Consider the following 23,161-nt stretch of genomic DNA (forward strand, 5'->3'; position numbering starts at 1 on the left):
ATCAGAAATTCTCCGCGTTGAGCAGGGCATAAATCAGATAAACCAGCAGTACAACAACAAGAACTGCCCCAGAAATGGAAAGTAGCGACATTGTTATCTCCTTATTATTTCCATTGCGCTAGGTTAGGCATTTGCTTGTAAAGAAGCTGATAAAAAAACAAGGTGAGGTGTAAAAATAGTATAAAAATGCCCAATTAAAATCGCTTCGTGATGCCGAAGGGATACTATAAGTATAGTTTGTTAATTAGGTGTGATTTATTTGTTTGTTTTGTACGATACATTGCTACATTTCGTAATAAAACAACGAAACTGAGTCAAAAAGTTAATTTATTTTATATTTAAGTGGTCAGATGAGTAGTTTAATTACACAAATTACGCTATTATAGATTCCGTTAATGAAGATTAACCTTGGTGTTCGATTTTAGTGCCTCTTTGGTGATTTACGTTCAATGCGAATTGAGTTAAATGTGAATTAAGTCAGATATAAGTAAAGAGCAATACTGGGATCGGCAAAATTAAGTGGCTACTGAAGGAGGATATCGATGTCCACATATCAAGAATATTCCCGTAATCAGGTACTTTTACGCCGCACTGCTGCTGTTACAGCTGGCATTATTGCGTTTCCGGTTATGGTTTTTTATCCAAAAAGAGCAAGATTTTATAGCTATCTGCATAAAGTCTGGGCTAAAACGAGCGATAAACCTGTATGGTTGGCTAGCTCGGAAGTAACGATGGAAAGCCATCGTTAATCAGTGATTCAATTCACTAAAAAGATATCCCTGCAATCATTTAATTGTGGGGATTTTTTTATATAAAAATCATAATAATTAATTCCTATACTTCAATGTTATTTAAATTAAAGCCATGTTATTTAATTTGAAATTTAAATAAATTAACTTATTTGACACTGAGAAGTGAATCACGGTAATTATCTTTATCTCATTGCTAATATCCATTCCCAATAAAATTGGATTTTATTTTATTAAAATTAAAAAGATATTTAATTATAAATAGCAAATGAGGAATATCATGATTCTATTTAAAAAATGTGTTATCGCATTGTCAATTAATATCGCATTAATATCATCGGGATTGGCCTGTACCACACTGCTTGCGGGTAGTGAAGCCACGAATGATGGCTCGTTAATTATCGCGAGAAGTGCTGACAGCAGTGCATTAAAAGCTCAGCATTTTGTCATACATCCCGCAAAAAAAAATCAATCAGGAATATATAGTACAAAAGAACATAATGGTGCTAATAATTTCACCTACCCATTACCAAAAAATTCATTACGATATACAACTGTGCCAAATTGGAAAACACAATTACATGGTGCAACTGGATTTAATGAATTAGGTGTAGGAGTCAGTGGTACTGAATCTATATTTGCTACTCCTAAAGCATTAGCGTTTGATCCCTATGTTGAAGAAACTGGAATTACAGAAGATGATATTCCAGATGTACTTCTTTCCCGCGCAAAAACAGCCCGTGAAGCGGTGGCGCTTTTAGGTAATATTATTGAAACCCAAGGTGCCGGTGAAGGCTTTGGTGTTGCTGTCGTCGATAAAAATGAATTGTGGTATTTAGAAACTGGAACGGGTCATCAATGGATGGCTCAAAAAATTGCAAAAGATAAATATTTTGCAACGGGTAATCAGGGGCGTTTACAAGCGTTTGAGGTGAATAATCCCGATATGCTGGGTTCTAAAAACCTCGTTGAATTTGCAGTAGAAAAGGGTTTATACAACCCAGCTAAAGATGGCGCATTCAATTTTTCTAAAGCCTATACGCGAGATGACGAGCGTGATCGTGATTATAACGATCCACGGGTTTGGATCATTCAGCAGCAGTTTAATCCGTCGTTAAAACAAGATATTGCAGATGGTAGACATTTTGCTCCCTTCTTAACACCAGAGAAAAAAGTCTCTGTAGAAGAAGCGAAAGCCATGTTACGTAATCACTTTGAAGGCACGGAACATGACCCGTATACCAACGGCTTAAACGGAAAAGAGCCATGGCGGCCAATCAGCGTGTTTAGAACCTATGAAGCTCATGTGATGCAAGTACGTCCAGAGTTACCACAAGAAATTGGCGAAGTGACATATGTTGGGTTAGGAATGGCGGATTTGACCGCATTTGTTCCTTATTATAGTGGGCTAGAAGCTTATCCTAAGCATTACGGTGTTGGTACAGATAAGGCAGACAGCGATTCTATTTATTGGAAATACCGTAAGTTACAAACATTAGTGATGACGGACTACCCTAAACTTGCGCCTATTGTTAAAAAAGCCTATCAAGAGTGGGAAGCGAAAACGGCGTTAGAGCAAAAAGCCATGGAAGTGAATTACTTAAAAATGGCGAAAACAGATAAAGTCGCCGCCAATAAAATGCTTAATAAGTTTAATCTGGATGTGATGGCAAGCGCCGAGAAGCTAACTGAGGATTTAACTAACCAACTTTTCACTATTCGAACTGAAGATATTCAATCTGATATTTTCTTTGCGAATAAATCGAAGAAAGACTAAAAACAGTCACAATTCTATAAACTCAAGAAGGCTCTCTGTGGGGAGCTTTTTTGTTTAATTTCCTCTCTCTTTCAAATTTGACTAAATTCTTAGCTTGTGTGAGTTAGCCAATAAATACAGCAGAAAAAAAAATCATTTACGTTTATGCTAATTGAATACGAATAAGTAGGAATTCAGTAGGTAAAGGACACGATTATGCATAATTTTAAGTTAGAAGAGCTAATTAACGACGAGCTGAAAGTCAGTGAAATCCAAGACTATGCCCCAAATGGATTGCAAGTCGAAGGTCGTCCTCACGTTAAAAAAATCGTGACAGGCGTGACAGCTTGCCAAGCATTATTGGATGAAGCGGTAAGACTGAATGCCGATGCGGTGATTGTGCATCATGGCTACTTTTGGAAAAACGAACCCGCCATTATCAAAGGCATGAAAAGAAATCGCCTAAAAACATTGCTGGTGAATGACATTAACCTATACGGTTATCACCTACCATTAGATGCTCACCCTGTATTAGGTAACAATGCGCAACTGGCCCATATTATGGGCGTACAAGTCAATGGCAACATTGAGCCACTGATACCATTTAGCTTTTTCGACCAACCCATTACCCCCGCGAAATTAACCGAGCGTTTAGAAAATCGCTTAGGGCGTAAAGTATTGCATTGTGGCGACAACGCCAAAGAAGAAATTCGTCAAATTGCATGGTGTACTGGTGGTGGTCAGGGCTTTATTATGCAAGCGGCAGAATTTGGTGTAGATGCTTTTGTGACAGGGGAAGTGTCAGAGCAAACCATTCATATCGCAAGAGAAATGGGGATCCACTTCTACAGTGCAGGGCACCATGCAACAGAGCGTTATGGGATTAAGGCGTTGACGGAGTGGTTGAATGATAATCATGGGGTAAATGCAACCTTCATCGACATCGATAACCCCGCTTAGTATTTTCTTTGTCTTTCAAACTACAACGTTGTTGGCTGCATTCGTGAACCCTAGTCACATACTTTTGTATGCTCCTAGGGCTTCACTCTTTGGCCGCCTAGTTGTGGCTCGAAATCCTTAGAAAATAGCTACGTAGTAGAAAACATCTCATAGTAGAAAACACCTCATAATAGAAAACATCCTCGTTGGGCTTGATGAAAGAAATAGGTCAAGTTCGGTATTTTAATGCGGTAAGGAGCAGTATTAGGCTTGAAGTGATAAGCACTAATCCTAGGTTTTGAACCTCGCCGGCGGCCATTAATCCGAGAGCTAATCCTAAATAGTAAAATAAACCTAAAATTGCGCCGGCGGTGCCTTTTCTGTCTTGATAATTATCCAGAGCGTGCGCCAAAATATTCGCAATTGCGATCCCATATCCCACCACAATGCCCATTATTGGCAGCACAAACCAAATATGACCTTGCAGTAGATAAACTAAACAACTACTGACAACAGATAGGCTACTGGCTAATTTCACCAGTTTTTCTGCTGACCACTTTTTCGCCAATAATGTGTGATTAATCAGCGAACCGAGACCGACACCTAATGCTAATAAAATACCTGTCAGACCAAATTGTTGTTGGTTGAACGTTAATTGTTCAAAAATAAAGGGTCCAAGCTGGTAATAACTGAATAAATTAATGTTGAAAAATGCAATCAACATCACATTTTGGAGAATCCGTTTATCCCCTAACATGTGTAAAACCGTGGTTAAAAATGGGGTTTTGATCACGTTCTGTGGTTTGGTCTCAGGAAGCTTATAACATGACCATAACAAAAGTATGGCGGCTAAGAGAGCCAAACCCATAAAAATGGCTCGGTAACTACCTAGCCAAACTAAGCTGGCACCGAAAATCATGCCAAGTGCAGGACTTATCGCTAAGGCGATGCCCATCACCGAGAAAACTTTGGCTAACGTATGACCTTGAAAACTGTCACGCATCATAGTTTGTGTGCCAATAGAGCCTACTGCGGCACCAAACGCGGATAACATACGCAGTAGCAGTAACCCATAGAAATGCGAGACAAAAAGTGCGCTTACAGCGGCAACTCCATACAGAAATAACCCCAGTAAAATAGTGGGGCGACGGCCAATCACATCACACATTCTGCCCCAAAATACGACACCAAAAGCGAAAGCAAAAAAATACAGCGAAAGCGTTTGAGAGGCTTTTTCGGCATTCACCTGAAATGCAGCCGCAATATCAGTCAATGCGGGGCTGTAAATGGTTTCGACAATTTGCGGAAACATCATTAAAGCCACTGCAAGCCATAAGGAAAGTGAACGATTCATGTAATTTACCTATATTCTTCTCTTTAATTTGTGGGAATACGAAGAAGTTTATTGGCTTTTGGGTTGTCTTATTACAATAATAAAGACAATAAATATCAAAAATGAGACAATTATGGCGTGGTTATTACAGACAGATGAGTTTCAAACTCACTGGTATGATGCCCCCGTATTGGGGATTGCAGCCCAAATGGGACAACATGATTCTGGTGCGCATACCCATGAAATGGGGCAATTGTTATTTACACAACAAGGCTGCATTCGTATCAGTTTACAGAATGAAATTTCGTTACTACCGCCAGGGAGAGTTGCGTGGATCCCGCCGTTTACGAGCCATCGAGTACAAATGCGCGCTTCGGTAGGGTATCGGTCTGTTTATCTAAGCCAAGAATATGCGAAGCAAATTTCTGACCATGTGTCTATTTTAAGTATCTCTCCTTTGCTTCGAGAGTTGTTGGAACGTATCGCGGTGGCTCCTTTTGAGAGTGACTGGCGAGAAGGGCGATTAGCAAGGTTACTTCCTGTTTTTATTGATGAATTACAATGTGCAACAGAGGAACCCACGCTACTTTCTTTACCTCAAGACAGGCGTTTTAAGTCCCTTGACCTAGAACGACTTCCTCCACCTTTGAACCAATTAGCTCAAACTGTTGGTGCCAGTGAGAAGACCATTACGCGAATTTTTCTAAAAGAGACTGGAATGAGCTACCAAGTGTGGCGACAACAATGGCGGTTTATCAAAGGGATAGAGTTATTAGCGCAGAAGAAAACCTACGGATTTATTACTCAAGAGTTAGGTTTGACCAGTGACAGTGCATTTATTAGCTTTTTCCGCAAAATGAGCGGAATGACACCACGGGAATACAGTGGTGGATCAAGACTAAAAAGTAGAATAAAAATAGAACGTTAGAAATTAAAAAGCCCCGAATGGTCGAGGCTTTAGTGATGAACGAGTTAAATTATTTTTTGTCTAACTCAGAGCTGAACTCACGTCTGTCATAGCCAGTATACAGTTGGCGAGGACGTGCAATTTTCAGACCTTCATCGTGCATTTCGTTCCAATGTGCAATCCAACCAATGGTACGTGCAATCGCGAAGATAACGGTAAACATTGAAGATGGAATACCCATTGCTTTTAGGATGATACCTGAGTAGAAGTCAACGTTAGGGTACAGTTTCTTCTCAATGAAGTACGGGTCGTTCAGTGCGATACGTTCTAATTCCATGGCCACTTCAAGCAGGCTATCATTTAGGCCCAACTCGTTCAGTACTTCATGGCAAGTTTCACGCATAACGGTAGCGCGTGGGTCATGATTTTTATAAACGCGGTGACCGAAGCCCATTAAGCGGAAAGAGTCGTTTTTATCTTTCGCACGTTCGATAAATGCAGGGATGTGCTCAACAGTTTGAATTTCTTCAAGCATACGTAAGCAGGCTTCGTTAGCACCACCATGAGCAGGTCCCCACAGAGATGCGATACCTGCTGCAATACACGCAAATGGGTTAGCGCCGGAAGAACCTGCGGTACGGACTGTTGAGGTTGATGCGTTTTGTTCGTGGTCAGCGTGCAGGATCAAAATTCTGTCCATTGCGCGCTCAAGTACTGGATTAACCACATATTCTTCACATGGAGTAGAGAACATCATGTGCAAGAAATTACCCGCGTAAGATAAATTATTACGAGGATAAACAAAAGGTTGTCCGATAGAGTATTTGTAACACATCGCTGCAACGGTCGGCATTTTGGACAGCAGACGGTAAGCGGTGATTTCACGGTGGCGAGGGTTATTAACGTCTAATGCATCGTGATAGAACGCTGCCAGAGCACCCGTTACCCCGCACAGAACTGCCATTGGGTGAGAGTCACGACGGAAACCATTAAGCATACGAGTGATTTGCTCATGGATCATGGTGTGGCGAGTTACCGTATTTTTAAATGTATTATATTGTTCTTGGGTTGGTGCTTCGCCGTATAACAGGATATAACAAACTTCAAGGTACGAGGCTTGAGTGGCGAGTTGATCAATTGGGAAACCACGGTGGAGTAGAACGCCTTTATCACCATCGATATAGGTAATTTTTGACTCACAGGATGCGGTAGAAGTAAAACCGGGGTCGTATGTGAAAAACCCTTTAGAACCTAAAGCTCGTACATCGATAACATCTTGGCCAATGGTCGGGCTTAGGATGTCTAGTTCGAAATCACCTTTACTTCCAGTCATTATCTTAGCTTTGTTATCAGCCATTTACGGTCTCCTTAGCGCTTGATAATCCACACTCAACAACCCAGAACTCAGCGTTATACTGCGTCTTTGAGCATTGTTCTATCGGTGTGTTGAGAAAATCAGCGGGATATCACATAAAACCTTGAAATCCGGCAACCAATATCAATACCGATAACAATGTGGTTAGGTTGTTTGCGAGTGTATAGGGCGTTATGTTCTTTTTTTGTTGTTTTCTCTACAATATCATTATTTGTGGTAAGGGAAACAACTTTCATAACTTTTGTTTATACTTGCATACTCATTCACATTACTACACGACTCTGGGTCATCCGTAACGTATTCAGATAAATCTGTCAGGCATATATGTAAGATAAATGTTGAATCATTGTCAAATAAGATAAGCACATTTATATAAAATGTTTAAATCGTGATCCTTCTCACTGTTCGGGCTAAATGTCTCCAAACCTTTTGTGTGGGAATTGTAATAGCAATGTGAAGACTTTATACTGGCGGCAGGTCTCCGGATTACCCTGAGTAGGAGTTCCCAGCGTGATCAGTATGCAACTTTATTCAAACATGATGGATTAAAGTTTGTGTTAAGTTGCATTTTGTACCCCTGTCGCTGTCTGATTTCCACCCCAGGTCCGGAGGATGGAAAATAATAAAGAGCTGTGTGGGCAAAATTGTGAAAAAACAAAGACCTGTCAACCTTGATTTGCAGACGATTCATTTCCCGATTACTGCAATATCGTCGATCTTGCACCGTGTCTCTGGCGTCATTACTCTCATCGCAGTTGGTATTCTGCTTTGGTTGCTAGGGACTTCTCTCTCCTCTCCAGAAGGTTTTCAATACGCGTCTGAAGTAATGACTGGCTTTTTTGCTAAGTTCATTCTTTGGGGGATCTTAACAGCGCTGGCTTACCACATTTGTGGTGGTATTCGTCATATGCTGATGGATTTCGGTTGTGTTGATGAAACCCTTGCTGCGGGTAACTCATCCGCAAAAATTACATTTGTAATTACTGTAATTCTGGCAATTCTGGCGGGGATCTTAGTATGGTAAGTAATGCTTCAGCTTTAGGCCGTACTGGTATCCAGGACTGGCTATTAATCCGTGGCTCGGCGATCGTTATCGTCCTCTACGTACTCTACATTGTTGGCTTCGTAGCGATTAATGATATTACCTACGAAGTATGGCGAGGCTTCTTTGCCTCCTCTGTGACTAAAGTATTCACCATCCTCACATTGTTCTCGATTCTTGTACATGCTTGGATCGGTATGTGGCAAGTACTGACTGACTATGTTAAGCCGCTGGCGATTCGCTTAGTACTACAACTGGCCATCGTGGTTGGTTTGCTGGCTTACTTAATTTACGGAACAATTGTTGTGTGGGGTGCATAAAATGAATCTGCCAATCAGAGAGTTTGACGCTATCGTTATCGGTGCGGGCGGTGCAGGTATGCGCGCAGCACTACAAATTTCTCAACAAGGCCTATCTTGTGCTTTGTTATCTAAAGTATTTCCAACTCGTTCTCATACTGTGTCAGCGCAAGGTGGTATCACTGTTGCACTGGGCAACACACATCCTGACAACTGGGAATGGCATATGTACGATACTGTTAAAGGTTCCGACTATATCGGTGACCAAGATGCTATCGAATACATGTGTAAAACGGGGCCAGAAGCTATCCTTGAATTAGAACATATGGGATTGCCTTTCTCACGTCTTGAAGATGGGACGATTTATCAACGTCCATTCGGTGGCCAGTCTAAGAACTTCGGTGGTGAGCAAGCGGCACGTACTGCTGCTGCGGCTGACCGTACTGGTCATGCACTATTGCATACTCTGTATCAGCAAAATTTAAAAAACCACACTACGATTTTCTCCGAATGGTATGCCCTGGATTTAGTAAAAAACCAAGATGGCGATATCGTAGGTTGTACTGCAATCTGCATGGAAACGGGCGAGCTGGTTTACTTCAAAGCGAAAGCAACCATCTTAGCAACGGGCGGTGCGGGCCGTATTTACCAGTCTACCACTAACGCACATATCAATACTGGTGACGGTGTTGGTATGGCTGTGCGTGCTGGCGTTCCATTGCAAGATATGGAAATGTGGCAATTCCATCCAACGGGTATTGCTGGCGCAGGTGTTCTGGTCACAGAAGGCTGCCGTGGTGAAGGTGGTTACCTGCTGAACAAAGATGGCGAGCGCTTCATGGAACGTTATGCACCAAACGCAAAAGACCTTGCTGGTCGTGACGTTGTTGCACGTTCAATCATGATTGAAATCCGTGAAGGTCGTGGCTGTGATGGTCCATGGGGTCCACACGCGAAACTGAAACTGGACCACTTAGGAAAAGATGTTCTGGAATCTCGCTTACCGGGTATCCTTGAATTATCTCGTACTTTTGCCCACGTTGACCCAGTTAAAGAGCCAATCCCAGTTATCCCAACTTGTCACTATATGATGGGTGGTATTCCAACTAAAGTGACGGGTCAAGCGATTCGCTATAACGAAAAAGGCGAAGACGAAGTGATTCCGGGTCTGTTTGCTGTGGGTGAGATTGCTTGTGTATCTGTTCACGGCGCAAACCGTCTAGGCGGTAACTCCCTGCTTGACCTCGTGGTATTTGGTCGTTCTGCTGGTTTACACTTGAATGAATCCATCATGGAACAAGGTCCAATGCGTGATGCATCTGAATCAGACATCGATGCAGCAATGGCTCGTTTCAATCGTTGGGAAAATGCGCGTACGGGTGAAGATCCAACTGATATCCGTAAAGCACTGCAATCTTGTATGCAGAACAACTTCTCCGTATTCCGTGAAGGGGATGCAATGGCGAAGGGCTTAGAAGAACTGAAAGAAATCCGTGAACGTCTGAAAAATGCGCGTCTGGATGACACTTCAACTGAGTTCAATACCCAACGTATCGAATGTTTAGAGCTGGATAACCTGATGGAAACTGCTTATGCAACTGCACAAGCTGCAAACTTCCGTACAGAGAGCCGTGGTGCTCACAGCCGCTTTGACTTCCCAGATCGTGATGATGCAAATTGGTTATGCCACTCATTATATCTACCGCAATCTGAAACGATGACTCGTCGTGAAGTGAACATGCAACCTAAGTTGCGTGAAGCCTTCCCACCGAAGATTCGTACCTATTAATGCGTGGTGTTAATCCAGTTGCGGAGAAATAAACTATGAAACTAGAATTTTCGATTTATCGCTACAATCCTGATGTAGATAATGCGCCACGCATGCAAGATTACACCCTTGAAGTGAAAGAAGGGCGTGACATGATGTTGCTGGATGCATTAATTCAGTTAAAAGAACAAGACCCAACGCTTTCATTCCGTCGTTCTTGCCGTGAAGGTGTGTGTGGTTCCGATGGTCTGAACATGAACGGTAAAAATGGGCTGGCATGTATTACGCCATTGTCTGCTTTAACCCGTAGTGGCAAAAAAATTGTGATCCGTCCATTACCCGGTCTGCCAGTTGTTCGTGACCTGATTATTGACATGACACAGTTTTACACCCAATACGAAAAAATTCGTCCGTATCTTATTAATGATAATAAGAATCCACCGGCGCGTGAAAATTTACAGTCACCAGTACAACGTGAAAAACTCGATGGTCTCTATGAGTGTATTTTGTGTGCATGCTGTTCAACTTCATGCCCATCGTTTTGGTGGAATCCAGACAAATTTATCGGTCCTGCGGGTCTGTTAGCTGCGTATAGATTCTTGATTGATAGTCGCGATACTGAAACAGATTCACGATTAGATGATCTGAACGACGCTTTTAGTGTTTTCCGCTGTCATAGCATTATGAATTGTGTCAATGTATGCCCTAAAGGACTAAATCCAACGAAAGCTATCGGTCACATTAAGTCTATGTTGTTGAAACATAGTGCCTAAATCGATACAGCCTACGGCGCTTAGGTGGCGTAGGCTAAATTTGGATAGCACAAAATACGTACTTAAAGTAAAAAATAAGCGTAAAGTAAGTATAAGTCTTAAATTGAATCACTGAAACGTAAAGCAAAAAGTCAAAAAGTGAAAGTAAAAAGCCAACTGCAAAACAAGATGAAGACACTTGCGAAAGCAAGGAACCTTTAAAAACCGTAGACAGTTTTTAAAGGTTCCTTAAAAGGGAAACCCTTAATTGATAAGAGGGACTCCCAAAGTGAGAACATGCAAAAAGCACGTCCAAGAGAACCTTTATCGAGGTCGCTTAAATGCGACGATTAGTTAACCACGGCGAAAACTAAAGCTTATAAAGCTTAAGGGATCACAATGCAGAACGGCGTAATGAAGGACTGGCTGGATTCAAGCTTTCTGGCAGGCGCGAACCAGTCTTATATAGAACAGCTCTATGAAGATTATCTGACTGACCCTAATTCCGTAGATGTCGAATGGAGAGAAATCTTCCAGCAACTACCTGGAGCGGGTAATAGCGGTGAGCAATTACATTCGCAAGCACGAGACTACTTCCGTCGCTTAGCAAAAGATTCTACCCGTTACCACACCTCTGTTAGCGATCCAACGATCGACGCAAAACAAGTTAAAGTTTTGCAGCTTATCAATGCCTTCCGCTTCCGCGGACATCAAAATGCAAATCTCGACCCGTTAGGACTTTGGAAGCGCGAAGCCGTTCCAGATCTGGACCCTACATTCCATAACCTAACCAAAGAAGATTTCGACGAAACTTTCAACGTGGGTTCATTTGCAATTGGCAAAGAAACCATGAAACTCAGCGAGCTATATGACCACCTGAAGCGCATCTATTGCGGTTCCATTGGTGCGGAATATATGCACATTACTAACACAGAAGAAAAACGTTGGATCCAACAGCGTTTAGAGTCTGTGAATGTTGCGCAGCAATTTTCTAAAGAAGAAAAACGTCGCTTCTTAGCTGAATTAACGGCAGCGGAAGGTCTTGAGCGTTACCTTGGTGCAAAATTCCCAGGTGCAAAACGTTTCTCTTTAGAAGGTGGTGATGCACTGATCCCAATGCTGAAGGATCTTATCCATCATGCAGGCAAGCAAGACACCCGTGAAGTGGTACTTGGTATGGCGCACCGTGGCCGCCTAAACGTCCTGATCAACATTCTGGGTAAAAAACCGGCTGAATTATTTGATGAATTTGCTGGTAAGCACAAAGACCATTCAAGCGCAGGTGACGTTAAATATCACCAAGGTTTCTCTTCTGATTTCGAAACTGCGGGTTCCCGTGTTCACTTAGCACTGGCATTTAACCCATCGCATTTAGAAATCGTGAGCCCTGTAGTTATCGGTTCTGTACGTGCTCGCCGTGACCGTCTGGACGAAGGTCGCAGCAACATGGTTCTGCCAATCACCATTCACGGTGACTCTGCAGTAACCGGTCAAGGTGTTGTACAAGAAACCCTGAACATGTCTCAGGCTCGTGGTTACGAAGTTGGCGGTACTATGCGTATCGTTATCAACAACCAAGTTGGTTTTACAACCTCCAACCCGAAAGACACACGTTCAACAGAATACTGTACTGATATCGTGAAAATGGTGCAGGCACCTATTTTCCACGTTAATGCTGATGACCCTGAAGCGGTCTCATTTGTGACTCGCTTGGCCTTAGATTTCCGTAACACCTTTAAGCGCGATGTGATGATCGACTTAGTATGTTACCGCCGTCATGGTCATAACGAAGCTGATGAGCCAAGTGCAACTCAGCCAATCATGTACCAAAAAATTAAACAGCACCCAACCCCACGTAAAATCTACGCAGATCGTTTAATCGAAGCTGGCGTGGTTTCTGCGAATGAAGTCACTGAAATGGTTAACCTGTATCGTGACGCGTTAGACCGTGGTGATTGTGTTGTTGAAGAATATCGTGAAATGGGTCTGCATTCTTACACATGGGAACCGTACTTAAACCATGAGTGGAATGAGCAATATAAATCTGGTTACGATATTAAACGTTTAACAGAATTAGCGACTAAGCTGAGCACGATCCCTGAAGGTATCGTTGCACAATCTCGTGTTGAGAAAATTTATGCTGACCGCGCTGAAATGGCGAAAGGCGAAAAATTACTCGACTGGGGTGCTGCAGAAACTCTGGCTTACGGTACGTTAGTTGATGAAGGCGTTCCAATCCGTTTATCCGGTGAAGATGCGGGTCGTGGTACCTTCTTCCACCGTCACGCAGTTGTTCACAACCAAACCAATGGTTCTGTGTACGTGCCTCTGCAAAATGTCCATAGCGGCCAAGGCGTATTCAACGTTTGGGACTCTGTTCTGACTGAAAACGCAGTATTGGCATTTGAATATGGCTATGCAACAACTGAACCGCGCGCGCTGACTATCTGGGAAGCTCAGTTCGGTGACTTTGCTAACTGTGCGCAAGTTGTTATCGACCAATTCATTAGCTCTGGTGAGCAAAAATGGGGTCGTATGTGTGGTCTGGTCATGTTACTGCCTCATGGTTATGAAGGTCAGGGCCCAGAGCACTCATCTGCACGTTTAGAGCGTTACCTGCAACTGTGTGCGGATCAAAACATGCAAGTGTGTGTGCCATCAACACCTGCTCAGGTTTACCACATGTTACGCCGTCAAGCACTGCGCGATATGCGTCGTCCTCTGATTGTTATGTCACCTAAGTCACTGTTACGTCATCCATTAGCCGTTTCTAGCATGGATGAGCTGGCGAATGGTTCATTCCAACCAGTTATCGGTGAAATTGACGAAATTAATCCGAAAGATGTGAAACGCGTCGTTATGTGTTCCGGTAAAGTTTATTACGATTTATTAGAACAACGTCGTAAGAAAGAGCAAAAAGATGTGGCTATCGTGCGTATTGAACAGCTGTATCCGTTCCCACGCGAAGATATCCAAAAAGTATTCGCTCAGTACGCTCATGTGAAAGATTTCGTTTGGTGCCAAGAAGAGCCACTGAACCAAGGTGCTTGGTATTGCAGCCAGCACAATTTCCATGAAGCTATCCCAGCAGGCGCAACTTTACGCTATGCGGGTCGAGCAGCTTCTTCTTCTCCAGCAGTTGGTTATACCTCCGTTCACCAGGAACAACAAGCGGCCCTGGTTAATGACGCTTTGAACATTGCATAATTAAAGGATAGAAAATGAGTAGCGTAGAAATTCTTGTTCCCGATCTTCCTGAATCCGTCGCTGACGCAGCGGTTGCCACATGGCATAAAAAACCAGGTGACAGTGTTCAGCGTGACGAAGTTCTGGTTGAGATCGAAACAGACAAAGTTGTTCTTGAAGTTCCAGCAAGTGAAGCTGGTGTTCTGGAAGCCATTATTGAAGAAGAAGGTGCAACTGTTTTATCTAAACAGTTACTGGGTCGCATTCGTTTAGGCGATAGCACAGGTATCCCTGCTGAAGTTAAAGAAGCAGCACCGGCACCAGCAGCACGCCAAACTGCGAGCTTAGAAGAGGAAAGCAACGATGCACTGAGCCCAGCGATTCGTCGTCTGGTCGCTGAGCACAACCTGAACCCTGCTGATATCAAAGGGACTGGTGTTGGTGGTCGTCTGACTCGTGAAGATGTTGAAAAACATTTAGCAGCTAAACCAGCTGCGACACCAGCGGCTCAAGCACCAGCTGCAGCTCAAGCACCATTAGCTCACCGTAGTGAAAAACGTGTTCCGATGACTCGCCTGCGTAAACGTATTGCAGAGCGTCTGTTGGAAGCTAAAAACAGCACTGCGATGTTAACAACCTTCAACGAAATCAACATGCAGCCTATCAAAGACCTGCGTGCACAGTACGGTGAAGCTTTCGAAAAACGTCACGGTGTACGTTTAGGCTTTATGTCTTTCTACATTAAGGCGGCGGTTGAAGCACTGAAACGCTATCCAGAAGTGAACGCTTCTATTGATGGCTCTGACGTGGTTTACCATAACTATTTTGACATCAGTATTGCGGTATCAACACCGCGTGGTCTGGTAACCCCAGTTCTGCGTGATGTGGATGCAATGAGCATGGCTGATATCGAGAAAAATATTAAAGAGCTGGCTGTCAAAGGTCGCGACGGTAAATTAACTGTTGAAGATTTAAGTGGCGGTAACTTCACTATCACTAACGGTGGTGTGTTCGGTTCTCTGATGTCTACTCCAATCATTAACCCACCACAAAGCGCAATCTTAGGCATGCATGCCATCAAAGACCGCCCAATGGCTGTTAATGGTAAGGTAGAAATTCTTCCAATGATGTATTTAGCGCTGTCTTATGACCACCGTTTAATCGATGGTCGTGAATCAGTTGGCTTCTTAGTGGCTATCAAAGATATGTTGGAAGATCCAACTCGTTTACTGCTAGACGTATAGAAACATAACAGGGCAGGGGGACAACCTGTCCGGTCTGAGGTAACCGATGCAGCCAGTTCGCTGGCTGCTAAATCTGTAACAATTGCAAGGGGCGATAAACGCTCCTCCAGACTCAATTATGGATAGAACATCATGAATTTACACGAGTATCAGGCAAAACAGCTTTTTACACGCTATGGTTTACCAGCGCCAACTGGTTATGCCTGTTCATCAGTAGAAGAAGCAGTAGCTGCGGCGAAAAAAATCGGTAATGGTCCATGGGTTATCAAATGCCAAGTTCACGCTGGTGGACGTGGTAAAGCTGGTGGCGTAAAAGTTACAAAAGATATCAATGATATCCGTGAATTTGCTGAAAAATGGTTAGGTAAGAATCTGGTTACTTACCAAACTGATGCAAATGGTCAGCCGGTTAACCAAATTTTGGTTGAAAGCGCGACTGACATCGCTAAAGAACTGTATTTAGGTGCAGTCGTTGACCGTGGTACACGTCGTGTTGTGTTCATGGCATCAACTGAAGGCGGCGTTGAAATTGAAAAAGTTGCTGAAGAAACACCAGAACTGATCCACAAAGCCGCTATCGATCCACTGACTGGCCCAATGCCATACCAAGGCCGTGAGCTGGCATTCAAATTAGGCTTAACTGGCAAACAAGTTAGCCAGTTCGCTAAAATCTTCATGGGTTTAGCAACTATGTTCTTAGAGCGCGATTTAGCGCTGATCGAAGTTAACCCATTAGTTATCAATACTGAAGGTGATTTAGTTTGCTTAGACGGTAAATTAGGCGTTGATAGTAACGCTCTGTATCGCCAAGCTGAAATGCGTGAAATGCATGACCCATCTCAAGAAGATGCGCGTGAAGCTCAAGCGGCTAAGTGGGAGCTTAACTACGTTGCTTTGGATGGTAACATCGGCTGTATGGTTAACGGTGCGGGCCTTGCAATGGGTACCATGGATATCGTTAAACTGCACGGCGGTGCGCCAGCTAACTTCCTTGATGTTGGTGGCGGTGCAACCAAAGAGCGCGTAACTGAAGCGTTTAAAATCATCCTTTCGGATAAGAGCGTTAAAGCGGTATTCGTAAACATTTTTGGTGGTATCGTTCGCTGTGACCTGATTGCAGACGGCATCATTGGTGCAGTAGAAGAAGTTGGCGTGAATGTACCAGTAGTTGTACGTTTAGAAGGTAACAATGCAGAGTTAGGTGCGAAAAAACTGGCAGACAGCGGCTTGAATATTATCGCTGCAAATAGCCTGACAGATGCAGCTAAGAAAGCAGTAGCAGCGGCGGAGGCTAAATAATGTCTATTTTAATCGATAAAAACACCAAAGTAATTTGCCAAGGATTTACTGGCGGTCAAGGTACTTTCCACTCCGAACAAGCTATTGCTTACGGTACAAAAATGGTTGGCGGTGTAACGCCAGGTAAAGGTGGTACTACCCACCTAGGTTTACCGGTATTTAACACTGTGCGTGAAGCGGTAGAAGCAACGGGTGCAACAGCATCTGTTATCTACGTGCCAGCACCATTTTGTAAGGATTCTATCCTTGAAGCGATTGATGCAGGTATCAAACTGATCATCACTATCACAGAAGGTATCCCAACACTGGATATGCTGACTGTTAAAGTGAAATTAGACGAAGCTGGCGTTCGTATGATTGGCCCTAACTGCCCAGGTGTTATCACTCCGGGTGAGTGCAAAATCGGCATCCAACCTGGCCACATTCATTTGCCAGGTAAAGTTGGTATCGTTTCACGTTCAGGTACACTGACTTATGAAGCGGTAAAACAAACAACGGATGCAGGTTTAGGTCAATCCACTTGCGTTGGTATCGGTGGTGACCCAATTCCTGGTTCAAACTTTATCGATATCCTGAAATTATTCCAAGAAGACCCACAAACTGAAGCGATCGTGATGATCGGTGAAATCGGTGGTAACGCGGAAGAAGAAGCGGCAGCATATATCAAAGAGCACGTCACTAAGCCTGTTGTTGGCTATATCGCGGGTGTAACTGCACCTAAAGGTAAGCGTATGGGACATGCTGGTGCAATTATCGCTGGTGGTAAAGGTACTGCTGACGAGAAATTTGCTGCTTTAGAAGCGGCTGGCGTGAAAACTGTACGTAGCTTGGCTGATATCGGCGATGCTGTGAAGTCTATGCTAAACAAATAAGCGCAATATGAGCTTATAGCTCGTATAACGTAAGAGACGAAGCCCGTGCTTTCTAGGAAGCGCGGGTTTTTTTATGGCTAATGATTGTGCTTATTTCATGAAATTCCTACTAAAAGCTTAAAAGGTAGGATTTTTAATGAGCCAACCAAAATAAATCAGCATAAATAGTAAGTTTTGGGTAAGTTTATTATTGAATGTGAAATAGCACAAAATGGGAAAGAGTCTAATTTGATATTAGATCAATTTTTTTATTTTTAGATTATTTTGATTAACTGAATATAGGGCTTTTTCTACGATAATTATCTTTATTAATAAATAAAGTAATAATTTAGAAATGGGCTGCTATTATAAATAAACATTCTTTTTTAGATTGAGAAAAACAAAAGTTATCATTTTGTTTTAATCTTATTAAAAAAGTAAAAAAACCTATATCAATTAAAATAACAGATAGTTAACAACTGACTAACTATTATTTGAATCGGGTCGAGAACAATTAACAAGTGAGAAAAAATTGACATAAATCAATTTATTACCACTAGCTTTATTTACCCAGATTGCTTAAATTGGTGCTCGATCAAATACTCATTTTTCTATTAAAGGGTATAATTATTGATATAACTTCAGAATTCAAATCTGAATCACGTAAAAGAAGTTTATTGTATGTGAAGATAGGCGTACTATTATTATGGTAGGTTTTTTCTTTTACTTTTGTTAATTATTTGTTGTTTTGAGGCATTTTTTGCTGGTAGTTAAGAGGCTTTCCCGTTTAACACTGGAAGCTGGGTTGCCGCAAGTCGGTGTCTTCCTGCTAGGAGCAAGGAGTCAAGATGTTTGATATTGTCGAACTGTCACGATTACAGTTTGCCTTAACTGCGATGTATCACTTCCTGTTCGTTCCATTAACGCTCGGTATGGCGTTTTTGCTTGCGATTATGGAGACGGTATATGTGCTGTCTGGTAAACAAATTTATAAAGATATGACTAAGTTCTGGGGCAAGTTGTTTGGTATTAACTTCGCTCTGGGTGTTGCGACTGGTCTGACTATGGAGTTCCAATTCGGGACTAACTGGTCATACTACGCCCACTATGTTGGAGATATCTTCGGTGCGCCTCTGGCAATCGAAGGTTTGATGGCATTCTTCTTAGAATCTACCTTTGTTGGTTTATTCTTCTTTGGTTGGGATCGTTTAAGCAAAACTCAGCACCTTGCGGTGACTTGGTTAGTTGCTTTAGGTTCTAACTTCTCTGCGCTGTGGATTCTGGTTGCGAACGGTTGGATGCAAAACCCTATCGCTGCAGACTTCAACTACGAAACAATGCGTATGGAAATGGTTAGCTTCTCTGAGCTAGTCCTGAACCCGGTTGCGCAAGTTAAATTCGTTCACACAGTTGCTGCAGGTTATTGTACTGGTGCCATGTTCATTCTGGGTATCAGCTCTTACTATATGCTTAAAGGTCGTGACTTGGCATTCGCTAAGCGCTCTTTTGCAATTGCTGCAAGCTTTGGTATGGCTGCTGTTCTCTCTGTTATCGTTCTTGGTGATGAATCAGGTTACGAAATGGGCGACGTGCAGAAAACGAAGCTGGCCGCTGTTGAAGCAGAGTGGGAAACCCATGCGCCTCCAGCTGCATTTAACCTAATCGCATTCCCAAGTAATGAGAAACAAGAGAATACTTTCTCTATCTCAATTCCATGGGCGATGGGTATTATTGCAACGCGTTCTATCGACACGCCAGTATTAGGTCTGAAAGATCTGATGAAGCAACACGAAGTCCGTATCCGTAACGGTATGGTTTCTTATGGTCAATTACAACAGCTGTTAGCTGGTGATAAGAGTCCAGAACTGCGTGCAGCATTCGAAGCAAGTAAAAAAGACCTAGGTTATGGCCTTCTGTTAAAACAATACACACCAAACGTTGTTGATGCGACAGAAGAACAAATTCAGAAAGCGGTTAAAGACAGTATTCCTAATGTTGCACCACTGTTCTGGGCATTCCGTATCATGGTTGCAGTTGGCTTCGCGTTACTGTTAATCATCGGTTGGGCATTCCTGTCAGTTGTTCGTAACCGTATTGGTAAGAGCAAACTGCTGCTTCGTCTGGCTCTGTTTGGTATTCCATTACCATGGATTGCTATTGAATCAGGCTGGTTCGTGGCTGAGTATGGTCGTCAACCGTGGGCAATTGGTGAGGTGTTACCGGTTTCGGTCGCACACTCTAATTTAACCCCACAAGACCTGATCTTCTCTATGGCTCTGATCTGTGGTCTGTATACACTGTTCTTGATTGCCGAAATGTTCTTAATGTTCAAATTCGCTCGCAAAGGGCCTAGCAGCCTGAAAACCGGTCGTTACCATTTTGAACAAAAAAATAGTTCAGCACACGACGTTCAGTAAACAGGAGTCCACTTATGTTTGATTATGAAGTTCTTCGATTTGTGTGGTGGATCCTTATCGGCGTACTGCTGATTGGATTTGCCGTCACGGATGGCTTTGACATGGGCGTAGGCTTCTTATTACCTATCTTAGGTAAAACAGATACTGAACGCCGCGTTATGATTAATGCTGTTGCACCGCACTGGGATGGTAACCAAGTTTGGTTAATCACAGCGGGTGGTGCAATGTTCGCTGCATGGCCTCAGGTTTATGCTGCTTCATTCTCTGGCTTCTATGTTGCTATGATTTTGGTATTAGCTGCATTGTTCTTCCGTCCGGTTGGTTTCGACTACCGTTCTAAACTGGAGAACCCAAAATGGCGTAGCATGTGGGACTGGGGTCTGTTCATCGGTGGTTTCGTTCCTCCGTTAGTTATTGGTGTTGCGTTTGGTAACCTGTTACTGGGTGTTCCACTGCAAATCGATAACCAGCAGTATCTGACTTATACAGGTAACCTGTTTGGTCTGCTGAACCCATACGGTCTGTTAGCTGGTGTTGTCGGTTTAATGATGATTGTTACCCAAGGTGCAACTTATCTGCAAATGCGTACAACTGGCGAACTGCACTTACGTACCCGTAAAGCAACTTATATCTGTGCGTTTATCACTCTAGCTGCTTTTGCTGGTGCTGGCGTATGGTTAGTGATGGGCATCGATGGTTATGTTGTGACTTCAACGATTGATACATTAAGCCCGTCTAACCCACTGAACAAAACTGTAGAAGTTGTTTCTGGTGCATGGTTAACTAACTTTAATACGTATCCAATTCTGTGGGCTTTACCTGGTCTGGGTCTGGCATTACCACTGTTAACGATGATTGCAACTAAAGCAGATAAAAATGGTTGGGCATTCCTGTTCTCATCATTGACTATCGCTTGCATCATCTTAACTTGTGGTGTTGCAATGTTCCCGTTCGTCATGCCTTCAAGCATCATGCCAAATGCAAGCTTGACCATGTGGGATGCGACATCTAGCCTGTTCACTCTGCAAGTTATGACTGTTGTTGCGATCATTTTTGTTCCAATCATCCTGTGCTACACCGCTTGGTGTTACTACAAAATGTTTGGTCGTTTGGACAAAAACTTCATCGAAAGCAACAAGCATTCACTGTATTAAGGAGCATAACATATGTGGTATTTCGCCTGGATCCTCGGCACTCTGTTAGCTTGTAGTTTTGCAGTGATTGCAGCATTAGCCCTTGAGCACTCAGAAAGTGCAAAAGAAGCTAAAACAGCTAAAGATGGTGAGTAAATAGTATGCTGATGGATAAATCCTATCAGCTATTAGGAAAGGGCCCGATAAGGGCCCTTATCCTTATATTAGCTTTAGTAACCGCTGGCGCAGTAATGTGGGATCCTTCCCTGTTTGCAGCCAATACCAGTGCATTTCCAATCTGGCAAGGTCTTCTCATGATATGGGCAACTTGCAGCGCTATCATTTTTGGGGTGGGTTTCCTACCTAATAAATTGACGTGGCGAGTGCTGTTCCACCCATTACCTGCTGCCATCATTCTTATCTGGGGACTTGCAAAAGTCTTTAGTTAATCTAAATTCAAATTGTGGGTCATGTGACCTGCAATTATTTTTGATATCTTTACCTGCAAAGTGATTCCAAAGCGGCACTGTCTTGCGTATAGTGACACCGTTAATTAATTTAACCTAAGACGGAGTGGTTTTTTTATGTTATTTCGCTGGCCTGTTCGCGTATATTATGAAGATACAGATGCGGGCGGAGTTGTATATCATGCACGTTATCTGGCTTTTTTTGAGCGAGCAAGAACGGAAATGTTGCGGAATAAAGGTATTAACCAACAAAGTTTACTCGCTGAGAACCTTGGTTTTGTCGTCCGTAATATGACAATCGACTTTATTAAAGGTGCTCGGTTAGATGACCTGCTGGAAGTGGAAACGGAAGTCGTTGAAATAAAACGCGCCTCTTTACTCTTTCAGCAAAGGTTAGTTGATTTGCAAGGTAACTTGCTTTGTGGGGCGACAGCCCTAATTGCATGTGTGGACACATCTAAAATGAAGCCGAAAGCGCTTCCTAAGTCTATTGTCGCGGAGTTTAAGCAGTGACTGACATGAATATCTTGGATTTATTCCTAAAAGCGAGCCTATTGGTTCAGCTGATTATGTTCGTTTTGATCGGTTTTTCTATTGCATCGTGGGCGATTATTATCCAGAGAACAAAAGTTTTAAATGCCGCCACGCGCGAAGCGGAAGCATTTGAAGATAAATTCTGGTCAGGTATCGAGCTGTCTCGCTTGTATAAAGAAAGCCAAGCTCGCCGTGATGCATTAGGTGGTGCAGAACAAATTTTTTACTCTGGCTTCAAAGAGTTTGTTCGCTTACATCAAGCTAATATTCATGCGCCAGATGCTGTAGTCACTGGTGCATCTCGTGCTATGCGCATTTCGATGAACCGTGAGTTGGAATCCGTTGAATCGCATATCCCATTTTTAGGTACCGTAGGGTCAATTAGCCCTTATATTGGTCTGTTTGGTACCGTTTGGGGGATCATGCACGCTTTCATCGCATTGGGTGCGGTAAAACAAGCAACATTACAAATGGTTGCTCCGGGTATTGCGGAAGCACTGATCGCAACAGCAATCGGTCTATTTGCCGCAATTCCTGCTGTTATGGCGTATAACCGTTTAAACTTACGTGTGAATAAACTTGAGCAAAGCTACGATAACTTTATGGAAGAATTCCTCGCTATCTTGCATCGTCAAGCATTCTCGGCTGATAAGAAATAAGACGAGGGAGAAAAGCGAATGGCGCGCAATAGTAGACGCAAACGTGAGCTGAAATCCGAAATCAACATCGTTCCATTACTGGACGTATTGTTGGTGCTTTTGCTGATTTTCATGGCAACTGCACCCATTATTTCTCAGAGCGTGGAAGTTGATTTACCGGATGCAACAGATACCCAAACCGTCTCATCCAATGATAATCCACCAGTCATTTTAGAAGTGGCAGGGGTTGATCAATATAATTTATTGGTTGATGGTGAGCGCATGGAATTACTGCCACCTGAACAAATTTCAGCGGTCGCAAAAGAACAGTTAGAAAAAAATCCAAAAACGATTTTCCTAATTGGTGGTGCGAAAGAAGTTCCTTATGACGAAGTTATTAAGGCGCTGAATATGTTACACGGTGCAGGGATCAAATCTGTTGGTTTGATGACTCAACCTCTTTAATTTGCTG

At 42.9% G+C, this 23,161-nt stretch carries 22 protein-coding genes; 19 read left to right on the forward strand and 3 right to left on the reverse strand.

The window, feature by feature from the left end; all coding sequences use genetic code 11:
• Position 1: 1 nt before the first annotated feature.
• Positions 2–91 (reverse strand): K(+)-transporting ATPase subunit F, encoded by a 90-nt coding sequence (gene kdpF / locus LDO73_RS18085; protein WP_071524944.1) that lies wholly within the window; start codon positions 89–91, stop codon positions 2–4.
• Between the two features lie 451 nt (positions 92–542).
• On the opposite strand from kdpF, the gene LDO73_RS04865 reads away from it, so the two are divergent.
• The 3 genes from LDO73_RS04865 to LDO73_RS04875 all read left to right on the forward strand — a co-directional run bounded on the left by LDO73_RS04865 (position 543) and on the right by LDO73_RS04875 (position 3,465).
• Positions 543–749 carry a YbfA family protein gene (locus LDO73_RS04865; RefSeq protein ID WP_006660462.1) on the forward strand — a complete coding sequence of 69 codons (207 nt, stop codon included), beginning with the start codon at positions 543–545 and terminating at the stop codon, positions 747–749.
• A gap of 280 nt (positions 750–1,029) precedes the next feature.
• Complete coding sequence (locus tag LDO73_RS04870) at positions 1,030–2,526, forward strand: C69 family dipeptidase (protein WP_224060445.1); 1,497 nt, start codon at positions 1,030–1,032, stop codon at positions 2,524–2,526.
• Between the two features lie 195 nt (positions 2,527–2,721).
• On the forward strand, positions 2,722–3,465 hold the full coding sequence (locus tag LDO73_RS04875; RefSeq protein ID WP_224060446.1) for a type 2 GTP cyclohydrolase I: 744 nt from the start codon (positions 2,722–2,724) through the stop codon (positions 3,463–3,465).
• A gap of 208 nt (positions 3,466–3,673) precedes the next feature.
• Here the strand turns inward: LDO73_RS04875 and LDO73_RS04880 are convergent, their stop codons facing one another.
• Positions 3,674–4,798 (reverse strand): MFS transporter, encoded by a 1,125-nt coding sequence (locus LDO73_RS04880; protein ID WP_224060447.1) that lies wholly within the window; start codon positions 4,796–4,798, stop codon positions 3,674–3,676.
• A gap of 112 nt (positions 4,799–4,910) precedes the next feature.
• On the opposite strand from LDO73_RS04880, the gene LDO73_RS04885 reads away from it, so the two are divergent.
• Positions 4,911–5,705 (forward strand): AraC family transcriptional regulator, encoded by a 795-nt coding sequence (locus tag LDO73_RS04885; protein WP_224060448.1) that lies wholly within the window; start codon positions 4,911–4,913, stop codon positions 5,703–5,705.
• Between the two features lie 49 nt (positions 5,706–5,754).
• Here LDO73_RS04885 and LDO73_RS04890 read toward each other — a convergent pair whose 3' ends face one another.
• Positions 5,755–7,041 carry a citrate synthase gene (locus LDO73_RS04890; RefSeq protein WP_224060449.1) on the reverse strand — a complete coding sequence of 429 codons (1,287 nt, stop codon included), beginning with the start codon at positions 7,039–7,041 and terminating at the stop codon, positions 5,755–5,757.
• 652 nt (positions 7,042–7,693) lie between these two features.
• Here LDO73_RS04890 and sdhC point away from each other — a divergent pair.
• From sdhC to tolR, 15 genes are all read left to right on the forward strand, one after another.
• Positions 7,694–8,083: a succinate dehydrogenase cytochrome b556 subunit gene (gene sdhC, locus LDO73_RS04895; protein ID WP_224060450.1), complete on the forward strand. Its 390-nt coding sequence runs from the start codon at positions 7,694–7,696 to the stop codon at positions 8,081–8,083.
• Positions 8,077–8,421 carry a succinate dehydrogenase membrane anchor subunit gene (sdhD, locus tag LDO73_RS04900; protein WP_036947812.1) on the forward strand — a complete coding sequence of 115 codons (345 nt, stop codon included), beginning with the start codon at positions 8,077–8,079 and terminating at the stop codon, positions 8,419–8,421. The genes sdhC and sdhD overlap by 7 nt, the downstream gene beginning before the upstream one ends.
• Position 8,422: 1 nt before the next feature.
• On the forward strand, positions 8,423–10,189 hold the full coding sequence (sdhA, locus tag LDO73_RS04905; protein WP_224060451.1) for a succinate dehydrogenase flavoprotein subunit: 1,767 nt from the start codon (positions 8,423–8,425) through the stop codon (positions 10,187–10,189).
• Between the two features lie 35 nt (positions 10,190–10,224).
• Positions 10,225–10,941, forward strand: a complete 717-nt coding sequence (locus LDO73_RS04910) for a succinate dehydrogenase iron-sulfur subunit (protein ID WP_224060452.1) — start codon at positions 10,225–10,227, stop codon at positions 10,939–10,941.
• Between the two features lie 378 nt (positions 10,942–11,319).
• The gene (gene sucA, locus LDO73_RS04915; protein WP_224060453.1) at positions 11,320–14,127 is read left to right on the forward strand and encodes a 2-oxoglutarate dehydrogenase E1 component; all 2,808 of its coding nucleotides are present in this window, start codon (positions 11,320–11,322) and stop codon (positions 14,125–14,127) included.
• Between the two features lie 14 nt (positions 14,128–14,141).
• Positions 14,142–15,350, forward strand: coding sequence for a 2-oxoglutarate dehydrogenase complex dihydrolipoyllysine-residue succinyltransferase (gene odhB / locus LDO73_RS04920; RefSeq protein ID WP_224060454.1), 1,209 nt, complete (start codon positions 14,142–14,144; stop codon positions 15,348–15,350).
• 132 nt (positions 15,351–15,482) lie between these two features.
• A complete protein-coding gene (gene sucC / locus LDO73_RS04925) occupies positions 15,483–16,649 on the forward strand; it encodes an ADP-forming succinate--CoA ligase subunit beta (RefSeq protein ID WP_224060455.1) in 1,167 nt (388 codons plus the stop codon).
• Entirely contained in the window at positions 16,649–17,521 is an 873-nt protein-coding gene (sucD, locus tag LDO73_RS04930; RefSeq protein WP_224060456.1) for a succinate--CoA ligase subunit alpha, read from the forward strand. Before sucC ends, sucD begins: the two co-directional genes overlap by 1 nt.
• Positions 17,522–18,348: 827 nt before the next feature.
• Positions 18,349–19,917: a cytochrome ubiquinol oxidase subunit I gene (gene cydA, locus LDO73_RS04935; RefSeq protein WP_036947791.1), complete on the forward strand. Its 1,569-nt coding sequence runs from the start codon at positions 18,349–18,351 to the stop codon at positions 19,915–19,917.
• 14 nt (positions 19,918–19,931) lie between these two features.
• Positions 19,932–21,071, forward strand: coding sequence for a cytochrome d ubiquinol oxidase subunit II (gene cydB / locus LDO73_RS04940; protein WP_036947789.1), 1,140 nt, complete (start codon positions 19,932–19,934; stop codon positions 21,069–21,071).
• A 12-nt stretch (positions 21,072–21,083) separates the two neighbouring features.
• Positions 21,084–21,206, forward strand: coding sequence for a cytochrome bd-I oxidase subunit CydX (gene cydX / locus LDO73_RS04945; protein ID WP_006660445.1), 123 nt, complete (start codon positions 21,084–21,086; stop codon positions 21,204–21,206).
• Positions 21,207–21,211: 5 nt separating this feature from the next.
• Positions 21,212–21,499: a cyd operon protein YbgE gene (gene ybgE, locus LDO73_RS04950; protein WP_224060457.1), complete on the forward strand. Its 288-nt coding sequence runs from the start codon at positions 21,212–21,214 to the stop codon at positions 21,497–21,499.
• 135 nt (positions 21,500–21,634) lie between these two features.
• On the forward strand, positions 21,635–22,030 hold the full coding sequence (gene ybgC, locus LDO73_RS04955) for a tol-pal system-associated acyl-CoA thioesterase (RefSeq protein WP_224060458.1): 396 nt from the start codon (positions 21,635–21,637) through the stop codon (positions 22,028–22,030).
• Complete coding sequence (gene tolQ / locus LDO73_RS04960; protein WP_036947783.1) at positions 22,027–22,710, forward strand: Tol-Pal system protein TolQ; 684 nt, start codon at positions 22,027–22,029, stop codon at positions 22,708–22,710. Before ybgC ends, tolQ begins: the two co-directional genes overlap by 4 nt.
• 18 nt (positions 22,711–22,728) lie before the next feature.
• Positions 22,729–23,154 (forward strand): colicin uptake protein TolR, encoded by a 426-nt coding sequence (gene tolR, locus LDO73_RS04965; protein ID WP_224060459.1) that lies wholly within the window; start codon positions 22,729–22,731, stop codon positions 23,152–23,154.
• The last annotated feature ends 7 nt before the right edge of the window (positions 23,155–23,161 follow it).

Origin of the sequence: Providencia alcalifaciens (assembly GCF_915403165.1) — a bacterium.
GTDB lineage: Bacteria > Pseudomonadota > Gammaproteobacteria > Enterobacterales > Enterobacteriaceae > Providencia > Providencia alcalifaciens_C.

Bases quoted from the DNA above. Each gene is read 5' to 3' on its own strand.
- cydB (WP_036947789.1), top strand. From the start codon at position 19,932: ATGTTTGATTATGAAGTTCTTCGATTTGTGTGGTGGATCCTTATCGGC.
- tolR (WP_224060459.1), top strand. From the start codon at position 22,729: ATGGCGCGCAATAGTAGACGCAAACGTGAGCTGAAATCCGAAATCAAC.
- LDO73_RS04910 (WP_224060452.1), top strand. From the start codon at position 10,225: ATGAAACTAGAATTTTCGATTTATCGCTACAATCCTGATGTAGATAAT.
- LDO73_RS04890 (WP_224060449.1), bottom strand. From the start codon at position 7,041: ATGGCTGATAACAAAGCTAAGATAATGACTGGAAGTAAAGGTGATTTC.
- LDO73_RS04875 (WP_224060446.1), top strand. From the start codon at position 2,722: ATGCATAATTTTAAGTTAGAAGAGCTAATTAACGACGAGCTGAAAGTC.
- cydX (WP_006660445.1), top strand. From the start codon at position 21,084: ATGTGGTATTTCGCCTGGATCCTCGGCACTCTGTTAGCTTGTAGTTTT.
- sdhA (WP_224060451.1), top strand. From the start codon at position 8,423: ATGAATCTGCCAATCAGAGAGTTTGACGCTATCGTTATCGGTGCGGGC.
- LDO73_RS04870 (WP_224060445.1), top strand. From the start codon at position 1,030: ATGATTCTATTTAAAAAATGTGTTATCGCATTGTCAATTAATATCGCA.
- sucD (WP_224060456.1), top strand. From the start codon at position 16,649: ATGTCTATTTTAATCGATAAAAACACCAAAGTAATTTGCCAAGGATTT.
- sucC (WP_224060455.1), top strand. From the start codon at position 15,483: ATGAATTTACACGAGTATCAGGCAAAACAGCTTTTTACACGCTATGGT.
- LDO73_RS04865 (WP_006660462.1), top strand. From the start codon at position 543: ATGTCCACATATCAAGAATATTCCCGTAATCAGGTACTTTTACGCCGC.
- sdhD (WP_036947812.1), top strand. From the start codon at position 8,077: ATGGTAAGTAATGCTTCAGCTTTAGGCCGTACTGGTATCCAGGACTGG.
- LDO73_RS04880 (WP_224060447.1), bottom strand. From the start codon at position 4,798: ATGAATCGTTCACTTTCCTTATGGCTTGCAGTGGCTTTAATGATGTTT.
- sucA (WP_224060453.1), top strand. From the start codon at position 11,320: ATGCAGAACGGCGTAATGAAGGACTGGCTGGATTCAAGCTTTCTGGCA.
- kdpF (WP_071524944.1), bottom strand. From the start codon at position 91: ATGTCGCTACTTTCCATTTCTGGGGCAGTTCTTGTTGTTGTACTGCTG.
- cydA (WP_036947791.1), top strand. From the start codon at position 18,349: ATGTTTGATATTGTCGAACTGTCACGATTACAGTTTGCCTTAACTGCG.
- ybgE (WP_224060457.1), top strand. From the start codon at position 21,212: ATGCTGATGGATAAATCCTATCAGCTATTAGGAAAGGGCCCGATAAGG.
- LDO73_RS04885 (WP_224060448.1), top strand. From the start codon at position 4,911: ATGGCGTGGTTATTACAGACAGATGAGTTTCAAACTCACTGGTATGAT.
- odhB (WP_224060454.1), top strand. From the start codon at position 14,142: ATGAGTAGCGTAGAAATTCTTGTTCCCGATCTTCCTGAATCCGTCGCT.
- ybgC (WP_224060458.1), top strand. From the start codon at position 21,635: ATGTTATTTCGCTGGCCTGTTCGCGTATATTATGAAGATACAGATGCG.